Source organism: Streptomyces sp. NPDC037083 (assembly GCF_055606485.1).
In genome coordinates, this window is the sequence record NZ_JBVJSQ010000001.1 from 436,458 (window position 1) to 452,265 (window position 15,808).

Consider the following 15,808-nt stretch of genomic DNA (forward strand, 5'->3'; position numbering starts at 1 on the left):
CTCTCACTTGTCCGTGGCGAGTTCGTACGTACGGTCCCGGTCCGGGACCGGGGCGCTGCCGCCGGGGGCGACGAGGGCGAGGCGGACGCGCTTGGCGAACGACTCCGCGTACGTGATGCGCTGGGCGTCGAGCGTGGACAGCGCGAAGGTGATGGGGACCGCGTCGGTGGGCGACTGGCCGCGGTTCTTCTCGTCCGGCTTCAGGGCGGTCAGCTCGCCCACGTCCAGGACCCTCGCGTTCGTGACGATGATCTTCGACTGGTCGGGGTCGCCGTCGCGGGCGCCCTCGAAGGTGGCGTAGACGTTGACGGACGAACCCGGCGTGATCTTGCCGGCGACGCCGGTGGCCGCGTCGATCATGATCGCGACCTCCTGCTGGCCCGGCTGCAGGGCGGGCTGCTCGACGATCATGTCGCTCTGCAGCAGGGAGCCCTCCTTGAGCGTCGTCACGGCGATCTTGCCGCGGATGGCGGCGAGGTCGGTGACGGCGTTGTCGGACAGCCAGCGCTCCGGCATCTCGATCTTCTTGAACTGGTCCGCGCTCAGGGGGGTGTACGGCGCCACGTCGGAGCGCAGCTCGTACGCGGTGACCTCGGGGCCGACCTTGGACTTCACGTCGTCCATGACGGAGAGGACGCCGGCGAACGCGCCCAGGGCGCACACCACCGACAGGAGCAGGAGAATCACGCCGCGGCGCTGACGGGAGTTCATGGGCCGTACAACCTCGTCGGGGGTCGGGTCGAGCGGACGGGAACAGGAGTGCGGGGCACGGTGCGGGCCACGCGGATCAGCCGCCCGCGGTGAGCGCGCGGACGGCGCCGGCGGACAGTTCGGAGGCGGGCGGAGGGGTCGCGGAGCAGAAGACGCAGCGGTCGCCGATGACGTCGATGCCGCACCAGTGGCAGACGCTCTGCCGGACCGAGGCGACCAGTTGGTAGAGGACCGACAGATCGGGCAGGTAGGCGCAGAACTCGATCGCCTTGCCGGTGCCCCACCAGCCGGCGGACTCGGCGGGCAGGGCCGTCTCCCGCAGCCCCTGGACCCGCCAGGCGGGGGCGAGGGTGTCGGTGACCCAGTCGGACTGCAGCTGACCGCGCGCGACCAGCAGCCAGGTCCCGAACTCGGGTCCGGGCAGGGTCGTTTCGGGGGTCGCCTTCACCAACTGCGCCTGAGGATGCGCGAGCACGCCGAACTGGCTGCCCGGAACCCAGGAGCGGGCGTGCGACTTGAGGCCGACGACGGGCACGCGGTCGAGGCGGGCGACCGAGCCGAGGAGCGCGCCCGCGTGGAGGTAGTGGGTGAGCAGCCGGCCCGCGGAGGCGAGGACGCCGGGTCCGAGGTCGCAGGAGGCCAGCTGTCGCAACTGGCGGGCCAGTACGGCGACTCCGAGCGGGGGCAGATCGGGGCGGAAGAGCGCGATGCGGTCGCTCTCCAGGAGGGAGCGGACCGTGTGCAGCCGCTGCTCCACGGCGGCGGGCACGCCATGGGAGTACACGACGATCACATGGCCGTACTGTTCGACGAGTGCCTGGACGGCGGCGAGCGCCTGGTCCAGCGGCTGCCGGTCGAGGTCGGCGAGGACCGTGGCGGGCAGGGTGCGTTCGTCCTGGGGCGGCAGCGCCAGGTCGGCTCCGGTCACGGCAATGGCTGTTGGCACGCGCAGCTCCCCGATTCCCGCGGTCCGGCCCACCGGCGTTACTCCGGTGCACCGGGGTGACTTCATTGCGTGACTACCTCAGCACTGTATCCAGCCCCTTGTGGCCGGAGAACAGCTTTCCGTAGCCGACCGGCAACTCTTCTTCGCGCAACTCACAGCAAACCGGGGCAGGTTACGCGCCCGTCACCTCCACCGGCCCTCCACGGACGGACCTCTTGACAACAGAATTGGTCTGGACCAACTTATTGTCATGTCCCCACTTAAACGAGTGACACGACTCTGGCCGGGAGCCGCGGGCGCCGTCGCCGCCGCTCTCGTCCTGTCCCTGACGGGCGCGGCTCAGGCGTCCGCCACGGACCTGAACAACGCCAGGAACGCCGGCTTCGAGTCCGGCCTGACCGGCTGGACGTGCTCGGCGTCCAGCGGCACCACGGTCTCCTCCCCCGTGCACGGCGGCACGGCCGCGCTGAAGGCGACGCCGGCCGGGCAGGACAACGCCAGGTGCGGCCAGACGGTGGCGGTGAAACCCAACTCGACGTACACGCTGAGCGCATGGGTCCAGGGCGGCTACACCTACCTGGGAGCGACCGGCACCGGCACGACGGACGTCTCGACCTGGACGCCGGACTCGTCGGCCTGGAAGCAGCTGTCGACGACCTTCACCACCGGAGCGTCGACGACCTCGGTGACGGTCTACACGCACGGCTGGTACGGCCAGGCGGCCTACTACGCCGACGACGTGTCGGTGTTCGGCCCCGACGGCGGCGGAGGCGGCGACCCGGCCCCGACCGTGCCGGGCGCCCCGGGCGGCCTCACCGTCTCCGGGACGACGTCGTCGTCCGTGTCGCTCTCCTGGAACGCGGTGTCCGGCGCCACGGGCTACTCCGTCTACCGCGGCGGCACGAGGACGGCGACGGTGACAGGGACCTCGGCGACCGTGACCGGCCTGAGCGCCTCGACGTCGTACAGCTTCCAGGTCACGGCGACCAACGCGGCGGGCGAGTCGGCGAAGTCGGCGGCGGTGACCGCGACGACGGCGCCGACGGGCGGGGGCGGCGGGTCGCTCCCCCGGCACGCCGTGACCGGCTACTGGCAGAACTTCGACAACGGCGCGACCGTCCAGCGCATCTCCGACGTGCCCGCCCAGTACGACATCATCGCGGTCGCGTTCGCCGACGCCACGACGACGCCGGGCGCGGTGACCTTCACCCTCGACTCTGCCGCCCTGGGCGGTTACACGGTCGACCGGTTCAAGGCGGACATCAGGGCGAAGCAGGCGGCCGGGAAGAAGGTCGTCGTCTCGGTGGGCGGCCAGAACGGCACGGTCTCGGTGAACGACGCGACGTCCGCGGCGAACTTCGCGAACTCCGTGTACTCGCTGATGCAGACCTACGGCTTCGACGGCGTCGACATCGACCTGGAGAACGGGCTCGACGCGACGTACATGTCCCAGGCGCTGCGCTCGTTGTCCGCCAAGGCGGGAGCGGGCCTGATCCTGACCATGGCCCCGCAGACGATCGACATGCAGTCCACGTCGAACGGCTACTTCCAGACCGCCCTGAACGTGAAGGACATCCTCACGGTCGTCAACATGCAGTACTACAACAGCGGTTCGATGCTGGGCTGCGACGGCAAGGTCTACAGCCAGGGCTCGGTGGACTTCCTGACGGCACTCGCCTGCATCCAGTTGGAGGGCGGCCTGGCCCCCTCCCAGGTGGGCCTGGGCGTGCCGGCCTCCACTCGCGGCGCCGGCAGCGGCTACGTCTCCCCGACCGTGGTCGCCAACGCCCTGGACTGCCTGACGAAGGGCACGAACTGCGGCTCCTTCAAACCCTCGAGGACCTATCCCGACCTGCGCGGCGCGATGACCTGGTCGACGAACTGGGACGCGACGGCGGGCAACGCCTGGTCATCGGCGGTGGGCCCACACGTCCACGGCCTGCCGTAGACCCGGGGGCCCGGGGGGCCGTGAAAGCCCTCCGGGCTTCGAGGCGTTCCCGCGAACCCGGGTGTACTGCGAACGCCCGGCGAGCCGGGGTTTACATCGGCGCACGCATCGAGCAGAAATCGGGCATCAACAGACTTCGAACCACAGCGAAGCGGGGAAGTGCCCCTCCCCGGCCAAGAGACCGTCACGATGGGGCGCCGGCCGGTAGTCCGGGAAGACCTCCCGCATCTCGTCGGGCCTTTCATAGTGCAGGTGGGACATGCACGCGAGGATCCGGGCACGGCTGTTGTTCGCCAGGAAGGCCCGCACGAGCGAGGTTTCCGCCCAGTGCAACACGCTGTCCAACAGGTCACATTGATAGTCGTACGGCAGGTAGATGTCGTGAACGTGGACAATGACGCCCGGTGCGAGACGCGGGAAGACCTCCAGAACGAGGAAGTTCACGTCCGAACCAGGTTTCACCACGTGGGACGAGTCCACGAACAGCACATCACCCGCGGTCAGGGAGGTGAACGTCGTCAGGTCGACGCTCTGGACCGGTACGCGGTGCAGGTGAACGCGGGCGTCCCGGGACAGCCAGTCGCGCGGGTACGGCTCGATGCAGGTCACCGTCCCCGGACGACCGTCCTTGGCGTTCCGGGTGAGTGCCCGGAGCGCGATGTGCGTGGAGACTCCGCTGCCCACTTCGAGGTACTGGCGGGGGCACAGCGATCGCAGGATGCCGTGCAGGGCCTGCGCCTCGATATAGCCATATCCCGGGCCGAGATCACCCGACTCCTCGAACACCCTGTTTCCGCGGTATTCATCGACGAACGGCTTGCATGCCTTCTCGAGCCAGGCCATCTGTTCATCGAGATCGATGTGCAGGCCGGGCAGACTGGAAGGGGCACGCCACAGCTCACGGGTTTGCGCCAGACCGCGCAGGTCCGGAGCAGAGGAATAGTAATGGCGTGGTGCGACAAGGATTCCCAGTCGGGAGAGGGCCATGTTCGCAACGACCGCTTGGCGCTTGGCAGCGCGCTTGACCTGCTGCCGAACGCTCACTGAATTCTGACTTTTCCCCATAGGCATCAAACTAAGCGACGCGGCATTCGACGACCTCGGACACGCCGATGTCCGTTCAGGTGTTTGCTGAGCCATCGGTCAGACCGCTACCTCCCACGAAGCAGCGGTCAATCTCGCGTCGTTTCCGCTCTGGGCAAGACCCGTTTGAAGACGGGCCCTAGTGACCCGCCGGCCGGTAGTACCCCAGGACCCAGGCCAATTGGGCGAACCAGGCCTGGAGCCGGTCCTTCGGCTTCGCCGTGACCACGCACTCGTAGACCCTGCCGTCCAGATGGACCACGGCGACCATGAGGGCCTTGCCGTTGGGGCTCGCCTTGTAGTGGATGCTGCGGATCTCGGGCCAGGGGAAGTCGACGGTGATGTCGTACATCTCGAAGGCGACGCCCGACACGTCGACGACCACCGAGTTGTGCTTGTCGACCGCCAGGAACTCCGGGCCGGCCAGCGGCGCCGCGGGCTGTGGCGGGACCGCCTGCGGGGCGTACTGCGGCGGGGGCGGGCCGAAGCCCGGCGGCACGGAGGGCGGTGGCGGCGGCTGGCTTGTCACAGGCGAAACCTACCCGGCGACGCCTGTGCGCCCACTTTCGGTCCCCCGTGAAACATTTCCCGTCCCCCACCGCATTAGTGGGGTGAGGACAGCACGCCGACCGACACAGGGGGAACACTCATGAGGCAGGCCGCCCGCGCGGACGAGTACGCCGAGTTCGCGGCGGCGCGCACCGGGCATCTGTACCGGTCGGCTTGTCTGCTCACGGCCGGGGACACGTACCTCGCCGAGGATCTGGTGCAGGAGACCCTCGGCAGGCTGTACCTCCGCTGGAGCCGCGTGTCCCGGGTCGACAACCCGGCCGGGTACGCGCAGACCGTCCTCACCCGCACCTTCCTCGCCCACCAGCGGCGGCGCAGCAGTCGCGAGCGGGCGGTGGAGGCGCTCCCGGACATGGCCGACGGCACCGGCGCCGACATGCCGTTGCGGCTGACGCTGCTCCAGGCGCTGGGCCGGCTGCCCGCCAAGGACCGGGCCGTCGTGGTCCTGCGGTACTGGGAGGACCGCTCGATCGAGGAGACCGCCAGTGCGATGAACGCGAGTTCGGCGGCGGTGCGCACGCGGTGCTCCCGGGCGCTGGGGCGGTTGCGGGAGCTGCTCGGCGAGGACATGAGCGAGTACGCCAGACCCTGAGCCGCCCGGGCTTCCCCGGCTGTCTGCGGCTCGCCTGCGTGTCCGCGCCCGCCCGGGCCTGCCTCGACCGACCCGAACGCCCCGAACACCCCGACTGATCCAACCGGTCCAACCGATCCGAACGCCCTGACTGCTCCGAACGGCCTGAACGCCCCGGCCGCCGGTGGCGCCCCTGTCTGTTACCCAATCCATCCCTCGTGGAGAACGGTGGTTCACCATGCCCGTCGACCAGCACAGCGATCCCTTCGAGGAGCAGCTCTCCGCCGCTCTGCACGCGACCGGCGGCGCCTTCGACAGTCCGGGCGCCTCGCTCACCGCCGCCGGGCAGGCCCGGGGCCGCCGGATGCGGCTGCGACGACGGGCCGCGGTCGCGGGGGGCACGGCGGGCCTCGCGCTCGTGGGGGTGAGCGGGGCGCTGCTCGGACCGTGGGGCGGCGCGTCCGCGCCGGAGCCCTCCTCCCTCGCCACGTCCGGCAGCAGTGCCAAGACCTCCTTCTCCGCCGACGACGTCGTCCGGACGCTGCAACGGCTGCTCCCGAAGGGCGACTTCACCAGGACGTCGGCGCGGGGCACGGGCGACAGACTGCCGCCGCTGGCGGTCGGTGTGTTCGACGACGGCAAGGGCGAGGGGTCCGTCGGCGTGGGCCTGGACCGGATTCCGGCGGACGCGGGCGAGATCGATCCGGCCGCCGCCGTGACGCCCTGCCCGCAGGACGGACTGCAGTCGGGCATCGGCACGTGCAGGACCGAGGTCCTGTCCGACGGGTCGGCCGTCACCGTCTACCAGGGGTACGAGTATCCCGACCACCGCGACAACCTGAAGTCGTGGGGCGCGGATCTGATCACCCCGGCCGGGCACCATGTGAGCGTCGTCGAGTGGAACGCCGCGGCGGAGAAGGGGAAGCCCGTCACCCGGCCCGAACCCCCGCTGACGACGGCCCGGTTGAAGGCGCTGGCCGCGGCCCCGGAGTGGCGGCGGATCATCGACGCCATGCCCGGCGAGCGGAGGAGGCCGGTCTCCCCGTCCGCCTCGCCCGGTTCGTCCGCCCGCCCCTCGGAGATGGCCGGCTGGCTCATTCTGCGCAAGCTCGGCCTCCTGCTGCCCAAGGGCCTGGACCGCGTCGCGAACGGCCGCCAGGAGACCGGGTACGGCTACTTCGTCGTCGACGACGGAAGGGGCGGCAGTCTGGTCCAGGTCAACGTGCAGCCGGGCATGTCCGACGTCGCCGACGAGCTGTACGGCCCCGACGCGGAGACCCTCTCCGACGGAACGCGCGTCGCGACGACGCAGGGCCCGGGTGAGAAGGGCGGTGCGGGCGTCGTGATGTGGACCGTCGACACGATGCGCAAGGACGGCATGCGCGTCGTCGTCAGTGCCTTCAACTCCTCGGCGCAGGACAAGGCCGCGACCCGCGCGAAGCCCGCCCTGACGATCGAGCAACTGCGGGCGATCGCGCTCAGCCCGCGCTGGCAGAGCCACGAGGACTGACGGCCGGGGAACTCGGATGGACTGGCCCTCGGGCTCGGTCTCGGACGCCGACGGGCAGGGCGGGGACCTCGGCCGATGAGCGCGAACCAGGCAGAGCAGTGGATCAGCGGATCAGCGGATCAGAAGAACTCCGACCACGGCTGGTCCCAGACCTGCTTCACGCACAGCACCAGGAACAGCAGCCCCGCCAGCACCAGCATGGCGTTGCTCAGCAGCCCGTTGCGCCACTTGCTGGGCGTGCGGGAGGTGTTGAGCAGCCACAGCAGCGTGCCCGCCAGGAACGGCAGGAACGCCGCGCCGAGCACGCCGTACAGGATGACCAGGCGGAACGGCTGGCCCTGGAAGAGCAGCACGATCGGCGGGAAGGTCAGCCACAGCAGGTACGCCCGGAAGGGCCATGAGCGTTCCCGCTCGCCGGAGGCGATCTCCGTGCCGGTGGCGTCGCCCGCCGACTCGCCCCGGCCGCGGTAGCGGGCCACGAAGTCGGCGAACATCAGGCTCACGCCGTGCCAGACGCCGATGAGGGAGGTGAAGGAGGTGGCGAAGAAGCCGATCAGGAAGAACTTGGCCGTCGCCGTGCCGTACTCCGCCTCCAGGATGTCGCTCAGCTGGACGAGCCCCTTGTCGCCGCTCGCGATGGCCACGTTCGCGGAGTGCAGCAGCTCCGCGCCGACGAACAGCATGGCGACGACGAAGACGCCGGTGGTGAGGTAGGCGACCCGGTTGTCCAGCCGCATCACCTTCATCCACCCGGTGTTCGTCCAGCCCTTGGCGTTGACCCAGTAGCCGTACGCGGCCAGGGTGATGGTGCCGCCGACGCCGCCGATCAGGCCGAGGGTGTTGAGAACGGAGTCCTTCTCGTCCGGCAGGACCGGCAGCAGGCCCGCGAAGGCGTCGCCGAGGTTCGGGGTGACGCGGATCGCCAGATACACCGTGACCACGAACATGACGCCCACCAGGACGGTCATGACCTTCTCGAAGACGGCGTACTTGTTGAACCAGACGAACACCAGGCCCACCAGGCCGCAGGCGATGGCCCACCACTCGAGCTCCATCACGTCCGGGAACAGCGCCTGGAGCGGCAGCGCGCTCGACGACATCGCCGCCGCGCCGTAGACGAAGCCCCAGACGACCACGTAGACGACGAAGAACCACGTCGTCCAACGGCCCAGACTCGCCCAGCCGTCGAAGAGGGTGCGGCCGGTGGACAGGTGCCAGCGTCCGGCCGCCTCGGCGAGGGAGATCTTGACCAGGCAGCCGACGATCGCCGCCCAGAGCAGGGTGTAGCCGAAGTTGCTCCCGGCGATGAGCGTGGCCACCAGGTCGCCGGCGCCGACGCCGGTCGCCGCGACCACGATGCCGGGGCCGATGTGTCTCCAACTGGAGGTGCGGGGGGAGAGGTCGTCGTCGCTGCCGGATGGAGCCTCGGTCTGCGGGATGTCTCCCGTGGGGGGTTCCGTGGTGTCCGCCATGAAGGTCAAGAAAGCCCAAAGACGCCGGTCCGGCAAGGGGGCGTGCGCGATCTCCACCCGATGTGCTCACCCTGCGGCCGGACACGGACGTGCGGTGAACCGACCGGTCACCGCCGTCTGCCGCAGCCGTCGTTGTCGCAGGTGGTGAGTTCGAACCACACGGTCCTGCGCCGACCGTCCCGGTGGCAACCCCAGCGTCGGGCGAGGGCCTTCACCAGGAACATCCCGCCGCCGCTCGCCGCGCCCCGGCCCGTGTCGGTCACCTCGCAGCGCAGGATGCCGTGCGCCGCGGTCAGGGTGAGGCGGAAGCGGCTCGCGGCGGGCGGCCCGTCCGGGCCCGCCGGGCCGTGCGGGCGCAGCAGGGCGTGGGTGGCGAGTTCGCTGACGAGCAGCTCGGCCGTGTCCGCCAGCTCCGCGCGGTCCGCCAGCCCCCAGCCCTCCAGTTGCCTGCGCACCTGCGCGCGGGCCTCGCGGACGGCGGTGGGCCGGGGCTCGTACTCGACGCTCGAGTGGCCTGCTCCTATCGGCGGTTGGGGGTAGGCGTCGTACTGGGGGTGGGGGTCCGGGAGGGGGGCGCGTCCCCCGGAAAGTCGCAGCATGGGATCAGCATGTCCTCTCCGGGGCCGGCCGCGTACGGGGAGGACTACCCGATTCCGTACCTGTAGGGGGTCCGCGGACCCGCGCTCACACGTACTGCAGGCGTACGGTCGTCCCGGCGCCCGCCTCGCGTACGTCGACGTAGGCGCACACCTGGCGGGCGAACCACAGGCCCTGGCCGGGCGCCGGTTCGGCGCCCGGCGGCGGGACGAAGCCGACGAGGGGGTCGTCGAGGCGGCGGGCCAGGAGCAGTTCGCAGACGCAGCCGGGGGCCTCGCCCCACAGCAGGGTGCCGATGACCGGGCCGAGGGACGCCGCCTCCGCGACGGCCGTGGCGAACGACCGCGCGTCGGCGGCGCCCAGTCCGCGGTCGGACGCCCAGGCGCGGACGGCGTCCGGGGCGGGGTCGGCGAGGTGCTCGGCGTCGGCGGGGGTCGGGGGCAGCGGTAGGGCGTCCAGCTCGGCCGCGAGGCGCAGGGGGTCCTCGTACACGCCCGTGTCGGGGTGGGCGCGGCGGGCCGCCTCGATGAGGACCGAGCCCGCGGTACGGGTGTCGTAGACGCACATCGCCGTGGTCGCCGTAGGGGCGAAGAGGAGGTTGGCGAGGGCCTCGTAGCGGATCCACTCGGCGCTCTCGCGGGGCGAACGGCCGGCCCTGCCGTTCCACACCGGTTCCATGAGGAGGTGCAGGCGGCCGCCGGGACCGGCGTGCGCGGCGAGGTGGCCGGCGGCCCGGGCGATGGCGTTGGCGGCGGAGCCCGTGTACCAGTCGGTGTGCGCGAGAAGGCCGACGTCCTTGGCGTCCGCGCCGAGGGCGTCGCGCAGGAGGTCCAGCTTGTCGGGGGCGACGATGGCGAGGGGCGGCGGCTCCTCGCGGGCGGCGAGGCCTTCGGCGAGGAAGGGCAGGGCCTCGGCGAGGAAGGACTCGTCGGTGGCCGAGATGGACATGCGGTGGTCGAACGTCCCTGGGGCGGTGGCGGGTCGGGCGGTCATGGGTCCCCCATCTGTCGGTCGGGTCGGTCGGTCGGGCGCTTGCGCGGGCGGTGTCGGCGCGGGAGCGGGTGTCAGCGCTGGGCGGTGACCCAGGCGGCGATCTGGCTGCGGTTGCTGAAGCCGAGCTTGCTGAGAATGCGTTCGACGTGTCCTTCGGCCGTGCGCCGGGCGATCACCAGGCGATCGGCGATCTGCTGGTTGGCGAGGCCTTCGGCGACGAGTTCGGCGACCTGCGCCTCGCGGCGGGTGAGGCGGATGCCGGGGCCGGGGCGCGGGACGTCGGCGGGGGTGGACGCGGCTGGAGCGGTACGGGCGGCCGGGAGCCGCGCGGGGACCGGGCCGGGGTGGGCGGTCCGCCGACGGGGTGGGAGAGGGGACCGCTCGGTACCGGGCCTCGTCCGCCCCCTGGCCCTGGACCCTGCCCAGGCCCCGCCGCCGGTCTCGGCCCCGCCGCCGGTCCAGGTCTCCGCCCCGGCCCCGGTCCAGGTCTCGGCCCCGGTCTCCACCCCGGTCTCCGCGCCGGCCCCCGTCCGGATCCTCGGCCTGCGCTCGCCGCGCACGCCCCTGTTCGCGTTCAGCTCGAAGGCGATGACGTCCGTGAGGGGCAGGGCGGCTCCGCGGTCGTACGCCTGGCGGAACGCGGCGCGTCCGATCGCCGCCCGGACGCGCTCCTCGCTGTCGCGGCGGGTGGAGTTGAGGCAGGCCGAGCCCCAGCGGTCTCGGTCGACGTCCGCCCAGGCGCGGTCGGCGCCGCCGAGGAGGACGGCCGCCCGTTCGTGCGCGCCGCGGGCCGCCGCGATCCGGGCCAGCAGGTCGAGGGTGAGGCCCATGCCCACGACGTCGTGGACGGCGTGCTTGAGGCGGAGCGCCTCCCTGCCGTGGCGCTCCGCCCGCGCCCAGTCGCCGCGTTCGCCGTGGGCCAGGGCGAGGATCCGCTCCACGTACGACAGCACCCAGCGCTCGCCGTGCTCGGCGCACAGCCGGCGGGTCTGCTCGCAGACCTCGATGGCTTCGTCGGCCCGGCCCAGGAAGGCGAGCGCGCAGGCCAGTTCGACGCGGTCGAGGCCGACCAGGCTCAGGTGCCCGCCGGGGACCGGGCCGCGGGCGACGCCCGCGCGGAAGTGCTCGAGGGCCCCGGTGAGGTCGTCGCTGAAGAGGAGGATGACGCCCACGACGTAGTCGGCGTGGGCAGCTTCCGCCGCGTTGCCCAGCCTGCGGGCCAGGTCGCGGGCCTGTTCCGCGCGACGACGGCCTCGGGTGAGGTCTTCCGGGCAGCCGGCGAGAAGGGCGGCGACCCACAGGGCGCGGGCCCGTTCGGGGGTGGGTTCGGGGTTGGCCGCCAGGGCCCGGTCCAGCCAGTAGCGGCCCTCACGGGGGGCTCCGCAGGCGTGCCAGTGGAACCAGAGGGTGCCGGCGAGGCGGAGGCCCGCGAGGGTCTCGCCGGGAGTGGTGAGACTGAAGTCGAGGGCGGCGCGGAGGTGGTCCTGGTCGGCGCGGAGGCGGGCGACGACGGCCGGCTGGTCGGGGCCGAACCAGTGCTGTTCGGCCCGAGCGGCCTGCCGTTGCGTCCAGTCGCGGTGCCGCACTCTGGCCGTGTGCTCGTCGCCCGGGCGCTCTCGGAGGCGCTCCAGGCCGTAGTGCCGCAGTGTGTCCAGAAGGCGGTACCGCACGCCGCCGTCCGGGCCGGTCTCCCGGCACAGGACGGACTTGTCGACGAGACCGGCGACGGCTTCGAGGACGTCGCCGTCGTCCGCCCCGGCCGCTCCCGCCCGTCCCGCAGCCAGGGGGTCCGCCCCCTCGCCCCCGCCAGGCTGCTCCGCCTCCCGGCCCGGCGAACCGCCGCCGGCCCCCCAGTCCCGCGAACCGCTGCCGGCCCTCCAGCCCTGCTGCGGCGCGGGGTCGACCGGCTCCGCGACCCGGCCGGCCGGACGGCGGCCCACCGCACCGGCCGGGGCGCATCCGACGTCGTCCCCCGGTCCCCCGCACACCGCCTCCGCCGTCTGCAGGTCGAAGGCGCCCGGCAGGATCGAGAGGCGGGACCAGGTCAGCTGCTCCTGTTCGTCGCAGAGTTCGTAGCTCCAGTCGATGGCCGCCCGCAGGGTCTGGTGGCGCGGGGGGACCGCGGGGCTGCCGGTGGTGAGGATGCGGTATCGGTCGTCGAGGCGGGACAGAAGCTGGGGGACGTCCAGGACCCGCATGCGGACGGCGGCCAGTTCGATGGCGAGGGGGAGGCCGTCCAGGCGGCGGCAGAGGCGGGCCACCGACGCCCGGTTCGCCGCCGTGAGGCGGAAGCCGGGGACCACGGCGGCCGCGCGGTCGGCGAACAGGGCGAGGGCCGGATAGCCGTCGGCGGCGCCGAGGTCGCCGTCCGGGTCGGGGACGGGCAGCGGGCGCACGTCCATCAGGTGTTCCTCGGTCAGGCCGAGGCGGTGCCGGCTGGTGGCGAGGACCCGGACGCCGGTCGTGCCCCGCAGGACGGCGCCCGCCAGCGTGGCGCAGGACGTGAGCAGGTGCTCGCAGTTGTCGAGGACGAGCAGGACCCGGCGCTCTCGCAGACGCTCCACCAGCGCGTCCAGCGCCGGGCGTCCCGAATGGTCGCGCAGGTCCAGGGCATCGCCGACGGCGAGGGGGACCAGGGTCGGGTCGTGCAGCCCGGAGAGGTGCACGAAGCGGACGCCGTCGGGGAAGGCCCGCTCCACGCGTGCGGCGATCCGGCCGGCCAGCCGGGTCTTGCCGACCCCTCCGGGGCCGGTCAGGGTGACCAGCCGGGCCCTGGCCAACAGCTCGCGTCCTTCGGCGAGTTCGCTCCGCCGGTCGACGAAGCTGGTCGTCTCCACCGGCGGACGACAGTCCCGGCGCGGCGCTGATCCGCCCATGAACAGCCAGTCCTCCGGGGTGCGGTCCTCGGTCAGTGGTCCGTGATCGTGTGCGCGGTCCCCCAGCCTTCCCGGAGATGTACATATATGCACCTTCGCCTCACCCGCGCGAGTGCACTTCGCCGGGGATCGCTTCGAAGGGCGCGGCCGCGGATACACTCCGCGGCCGGCACGCGCCGTTTTTGGCGTGTTTCCGGCCATGAGCCGTTTGTCGTCTATTGACCTGCTCATGCCATGCCCCGACGATGAGCGGCACCCGCACCGCCGCACAGAGCAAGCGCACAGCCCCCCACGACCCGACTCCCCACAAGGAGAGTTCATGCGACTTCGCATTCGCGGCTCAGGCGCCGGCGCCACGAACGCCCGCGGCGGCCGTCGGACCGCCGCCTTCGCCGCCCTGCTGGCCCTCGCCCTGGCGGCGCCGGTCTCGGCCACGGTCACCGACGCGGCGGCGGGCAGCGCCCCGAAGGCGGCACCCTCCGCCGACGACATCCGCCAGTACGAGATCCACGTCCACCACAGCACCGCTCAACTGCGCACCGCGATCGCCGCGTCCGGAGTGAGCGTCGACGAGGCCGACGAGGAGAGCGTGGTCGTCTCCGGCCACGCGGCTCAGATCGGGAAGCTGCGCTCGCAGGGGTACGAGGTCTCCCCGCTGGGCTCGGCGCCGGACCGGTCCTCCGGGAACGACGTGCGGCTCTTCGACTTCCCGTCCGCGGACGGGAAGTACCACAACTACGCCGAGATGACGGCGGAGATCGACCAGCGCATCGCCGCCTACCCGGGCATCATGAGCAAGCGCGTCATCGGCAAGTCGTACCAGGGCCGGGACATCGTGGCCGTCAAGATCAGCGACAACGTGGCCACCGACGAGGCGGAGCCGGAGGTGCTGTTCACCCACCACCAGCACGCCCGTGAGCACCTCACCGTGGAGATGGCGCTGTACCTGATCCGCGAGCTGGGCGCCGGCTACGGCACCGACTCACGTGTCACCGGCATGGTCAACGGCCGCGAGATCTGGATCGTCCCCGACCTCAACCCGGACGGCGGCGAGTACGACATCGCCACCGGCTCCTACCGCTCCTGGCGCAAGAACCGGCAGCCCAACTCCGGCTCCTCGTCCGTCGGCACGGACCTCAACCGGAACTGGAACTACAAGTGGGGCTGCTGCGGCGGCTCTTCGGGGTCCACGTCCTCCGAGACCTACCGGGGCGCGTCCGCCGAGTCCGCTCCCGAGGTGAAGGTCGTCGCCGACTTCGTGCGCAGCCGGGTCGTGGGCGGGAAGCAGCAGATCACCGCAGGGATCGACTTCCACACCTACAGCCAGCTGGTGCTGTGGCCGTTCGGGTACACGTACTCCGACACGGCGACCGGGATGACCGCGGACGACAACGCCGCGTTCAAGGCCGTCGGGCAGAAGATGGCCGCGAGCAACGGGTACACGGCCGAGCAGTCCAGCGACCTGTACATCACGGACGGCACGATCGACGACTATCTCTGGGGCACGCAGAAGATCTTCTCGTACACCTTCGAGATGTACCCGTCGTCCAGCGCGGGAGGCGGGTTCTACCCGCCCGACGAGGTCATCGAGCGGGAGACCTCCCGCAACCGGGACGCCGTGCTGCAGCTTCTGGAGAACGCGGACTGCATGTACCGGTCCATCGGGAAGCAGACCCAGTACTGCAGCTAGCTAGCCGGCGTCCTTGGCGTCCGCGTCCTTGGCCCCCGAGTCCTTGACGTCCGCGTCCTCGACGTCCGCGTCAACGGCTTCGGCGTCCTCGGCCTCGACGGCCGTGTCCTCGGCGTCGCCTTCCTCGAAGTAGGCGTCGAGGACCGCGTCCAGCTGGTCCTCCCACTCCTTGAAGCGCGCCCGGGCCGTCGCCTCGATCTCGATCGGGTACCAGCGGCGGTCCGGGGTGTGGACCGTGATGGTGAACCGCTTGCCGAAGCGCGGCGACTCCGTCTCGATCGCGCCGATCTCGTCCCAGCGGAACTCGCACGCCTCCTCGTCGAGGCGGAGGCGGACGCCCTGCGCGTCGGCGGTGAACCTGGCACGGCGGTCGGAGGCCTCGAAGACGGGTCCGTCGGAGGGCTCGCCCTCGGCGGGGGACCCCGTCTCCTCGGGGACGGACTTCTCAGCGGCGGACTTCCCGGCGACGGGCTCCGAGTCCTGCGCCGTCGTGTCCTTCGCCGTCGCGTCCTTCGCCTGCTCGGCCTTCACCTCCTCGGTCTCGACGACCTCGTCCTCGGCCGGCGTCCCGTCCTCCGGCTTCGCGGTCGCGGGCGACGTGAGCCCGGGGATGAATGCCGGGTCGAATCCGGCGCCCTCCAGGGGCTGGCTGCTCGAACCTATGCGCTGCTCCACAGCGGGCAGTATGGTCGAAGATCCTGTGCCGGACACAGCCAGCCCCTACTTCGTTACGGGAGTTCCGCACGGCGATCCGACAGAGACCCTGACGAAGACGCTCAATACGGCCGCCGTGGCGAACCCGGCCGCCGTGGCGGGCGACCGCCGTGGCCGGACCCCCGGC

At 71.7% G+C, this 15,808-nt stretch carries 13 protein-coding genes; 4 read left to right on the forward strand and 9 right to left on the reverse strand.

What is annotated here, in order from left to right; translation table 11 throughout:
• Nucleotides 1-3: 3 nt before the first annotated feature.
• Nucleotides 4-711, reverse strand: coding sequence for a Flp pilus assembly protein CpaB (cpaB, locus tag ACZ7DE_RS02040; RefSeq protein ID WP_470756925.1), 708 nt, complete (start codon nucleotides 709-711; stop codon nucleotides 4-6).
• Between the two features lie 76 nt (nucleotides 712-787).
• On the reverse strand, nucleotides 788-1,657 hold the full coding sequence (locus tag ACZ7DE_RS02045; RefSeq protein WP_470756927.1) for a hypothetical protein: 870 nt from the start codon (nucleotides 1,655-1,657) through the stop codon (nucleotides 788-790).
• A gap of 250 nt (nucleotides 1,658-1,907) precedes the next feature.
• Here ACZ7DE_RS02045 and ACZ7DE_RS02050 point away from each other — a divergent pair, with 250 nt between their 5' ends.
• Nucleotides 1,908-3,605, forward strand: coding sequence for a chitinase (locus ACZ7DE_RS02050; protein WP_470756929.1), 1,698 nt, complete (start codon nucleotides 1,908-1,910; stop codon nucleotides 3,603-3,605).
• A gap of 126 nt (nucleotides 3,606-3,731) precedes the next feature.
• Here ACZ7DE_RS02050 and ACZ7DE_RS02055 read toward each other — a convergent pair whose 3' ends face one another.
• The gene (locus ACZ7DE_RS02055; protein WP_470756931.1) at nucleotides 3,732-4,649 is read right to left on the reverse strand and encodes a class I SAM-dependent methyltransferase; all 918 of its coding nucleotides are present in this window, start codon (nucleotides 4,647-4,649) and stop codon (nucleotides 3,732-3,734) included.
• A gap of 178 nt (nucleotides 4,650-4,827) precedes the next feature.
• Entirely contained in the window at nucleotides 4,828-5,217 is a 390-nt protein-coding gene (locus ACZ7DE_RS02060; RefSeq protein ID WP_470756933.1) for a hypothetical protein, read from the reverse strand.
• 120 nt (nucleotides 5,218-5,337) lie between these two features.
• Between ACZ7DE_RS02060 and ACZ7DE_RS02065 the strand changes: the two genes are divergently transcribed.
• Nucleotides 5,338-5,850 carry a SigE family RNA polymerase sigma factor gene (locus ACZ7DE_RS02065; protein ID WP_470756935.1) on the forward strand — a complete coding sequence of 171 codons (513 nt, stop codon included), beginning with the start codon at nucleotides 5,338-5,340 and terminating at the stop codon, nucleotides 5,848-5,850.
• Between the two features lie 217 nt (nucleotides 5,851-6,067).
• Nucleotides 6,068-7,339: a hypothetical protein gene (locus ACZ7DE_RS02070; RefSeq protein WP_470756937.1), complete on the forward strand. Its 1,272-nt coding sequence runs from the start codon at nucleotides 6,068-6,070 to the stop codon at nucleotides 7,337-7,339.
• A gap of 119 nt (nucleotides 7,340-7,458) precedes the next feature.
• Here the strand turns inward: ACZ7DE_RS02070 and ACZ7DE_RS02075 are convergent, their stop codons facing one another.
• The 4 genes from ACZ7DE_RS02075 to ACZ7DE_RS02090 all read right to left on the reverse strand — a co-directional run bounded on the left by ACZ7DE_RS02075 (nucleotide 7,459) and on the right by ACZ7DE_RS02090 (nucleotide 13,277).
• A complete protein-coding gene (locus ACZ7DE_RS02075; RefSeq protein ID WP_470756939.1) occupies nucleotides 7,459-8,811 on the reverse strand; it encodes an Nramp family divalent metal transporter in 1,353 nt (450 codons plus the stop codon).
• Nucleotides 8,812-8,918: 107 nt separating this feature from the next.
• The gene (locus tag ACZ7DE_RS02080) at nucleotides 8,919-9,410 is read right to left on the reverse strand and encodes an ATP-binding protein (protein WP_470756940.1); all 492 of its coding nucleotides are present in this window, start codon (nucleotides 9,408-9,410) and stop codon (nucleotides 8,919-8,921) included.
• Nucleotides 9,411-9,495: 85 nt separating this feature from the next.
• Nucleotides 9,496-10,401: an anti-sigma factor RsbA family regulatory protein gene (locus ACZ7DE_RS02085; RefSeq protein WP_470756942.1), complete on the reverse strand. Its 906-nt coding sequence runs from the start codon at nucleotides 10,399-10,401 to the stop codon at nucleotides 9,496-9,498.
• A 71-nt stretch (nucleotides 10,402-10,472) separates the two neighbouring features.
• Nucleotides 10,473-13,277 (reverse strand): LuxR C-terminal-related transcriptional regulator, encoded by a 2,805-nt coding sequence (locus ACZ7DE_RS02090; protein WP_470756944.1) that lies wholly within the window; start codon nucleotides 13,275-13,277, stop codon nucleotides 10,473-10,475.
• A gap of 319 nt (nucleotides 13,278-13,596) precedes the next feature.
• Here ACZ7DE_RS02090 and ACZ7DE_RS02095 point away from each other — a divergent pair, with 319 nt between their 5' ends.
• Nucleotides 13,597-14,967: a M14 family metallopeptidase gene (locus tag ACZ7DE_RS02095; protein ID WP_470756946.1), complete on the forward strand. Its 1,371-nt coding sequence runs from the start codon at nucleotides 13,597-13,599 to the stop codon at nucleotides 14,965-14,967.
• Here the strand turns inward: ACZ7DE_RS02095 and ACZ7DE_RS02100 are convergent, their stop codons facing one another.
• Complete coding sequence (locus ACZ7DE_RS02100; protein WP_470756948.1) at nucleotides 14,968-15,642, reverse strand: hypothetical protein; 675 nt, start codon at nucleotides 15,640-15,642, stop codon at nucleotides 14,968-14,970. It lies immediately after the preceding gene.
• Between the last annotated feature and the right edge of the window lie 166 nt (nucleotides 15,643-15,808).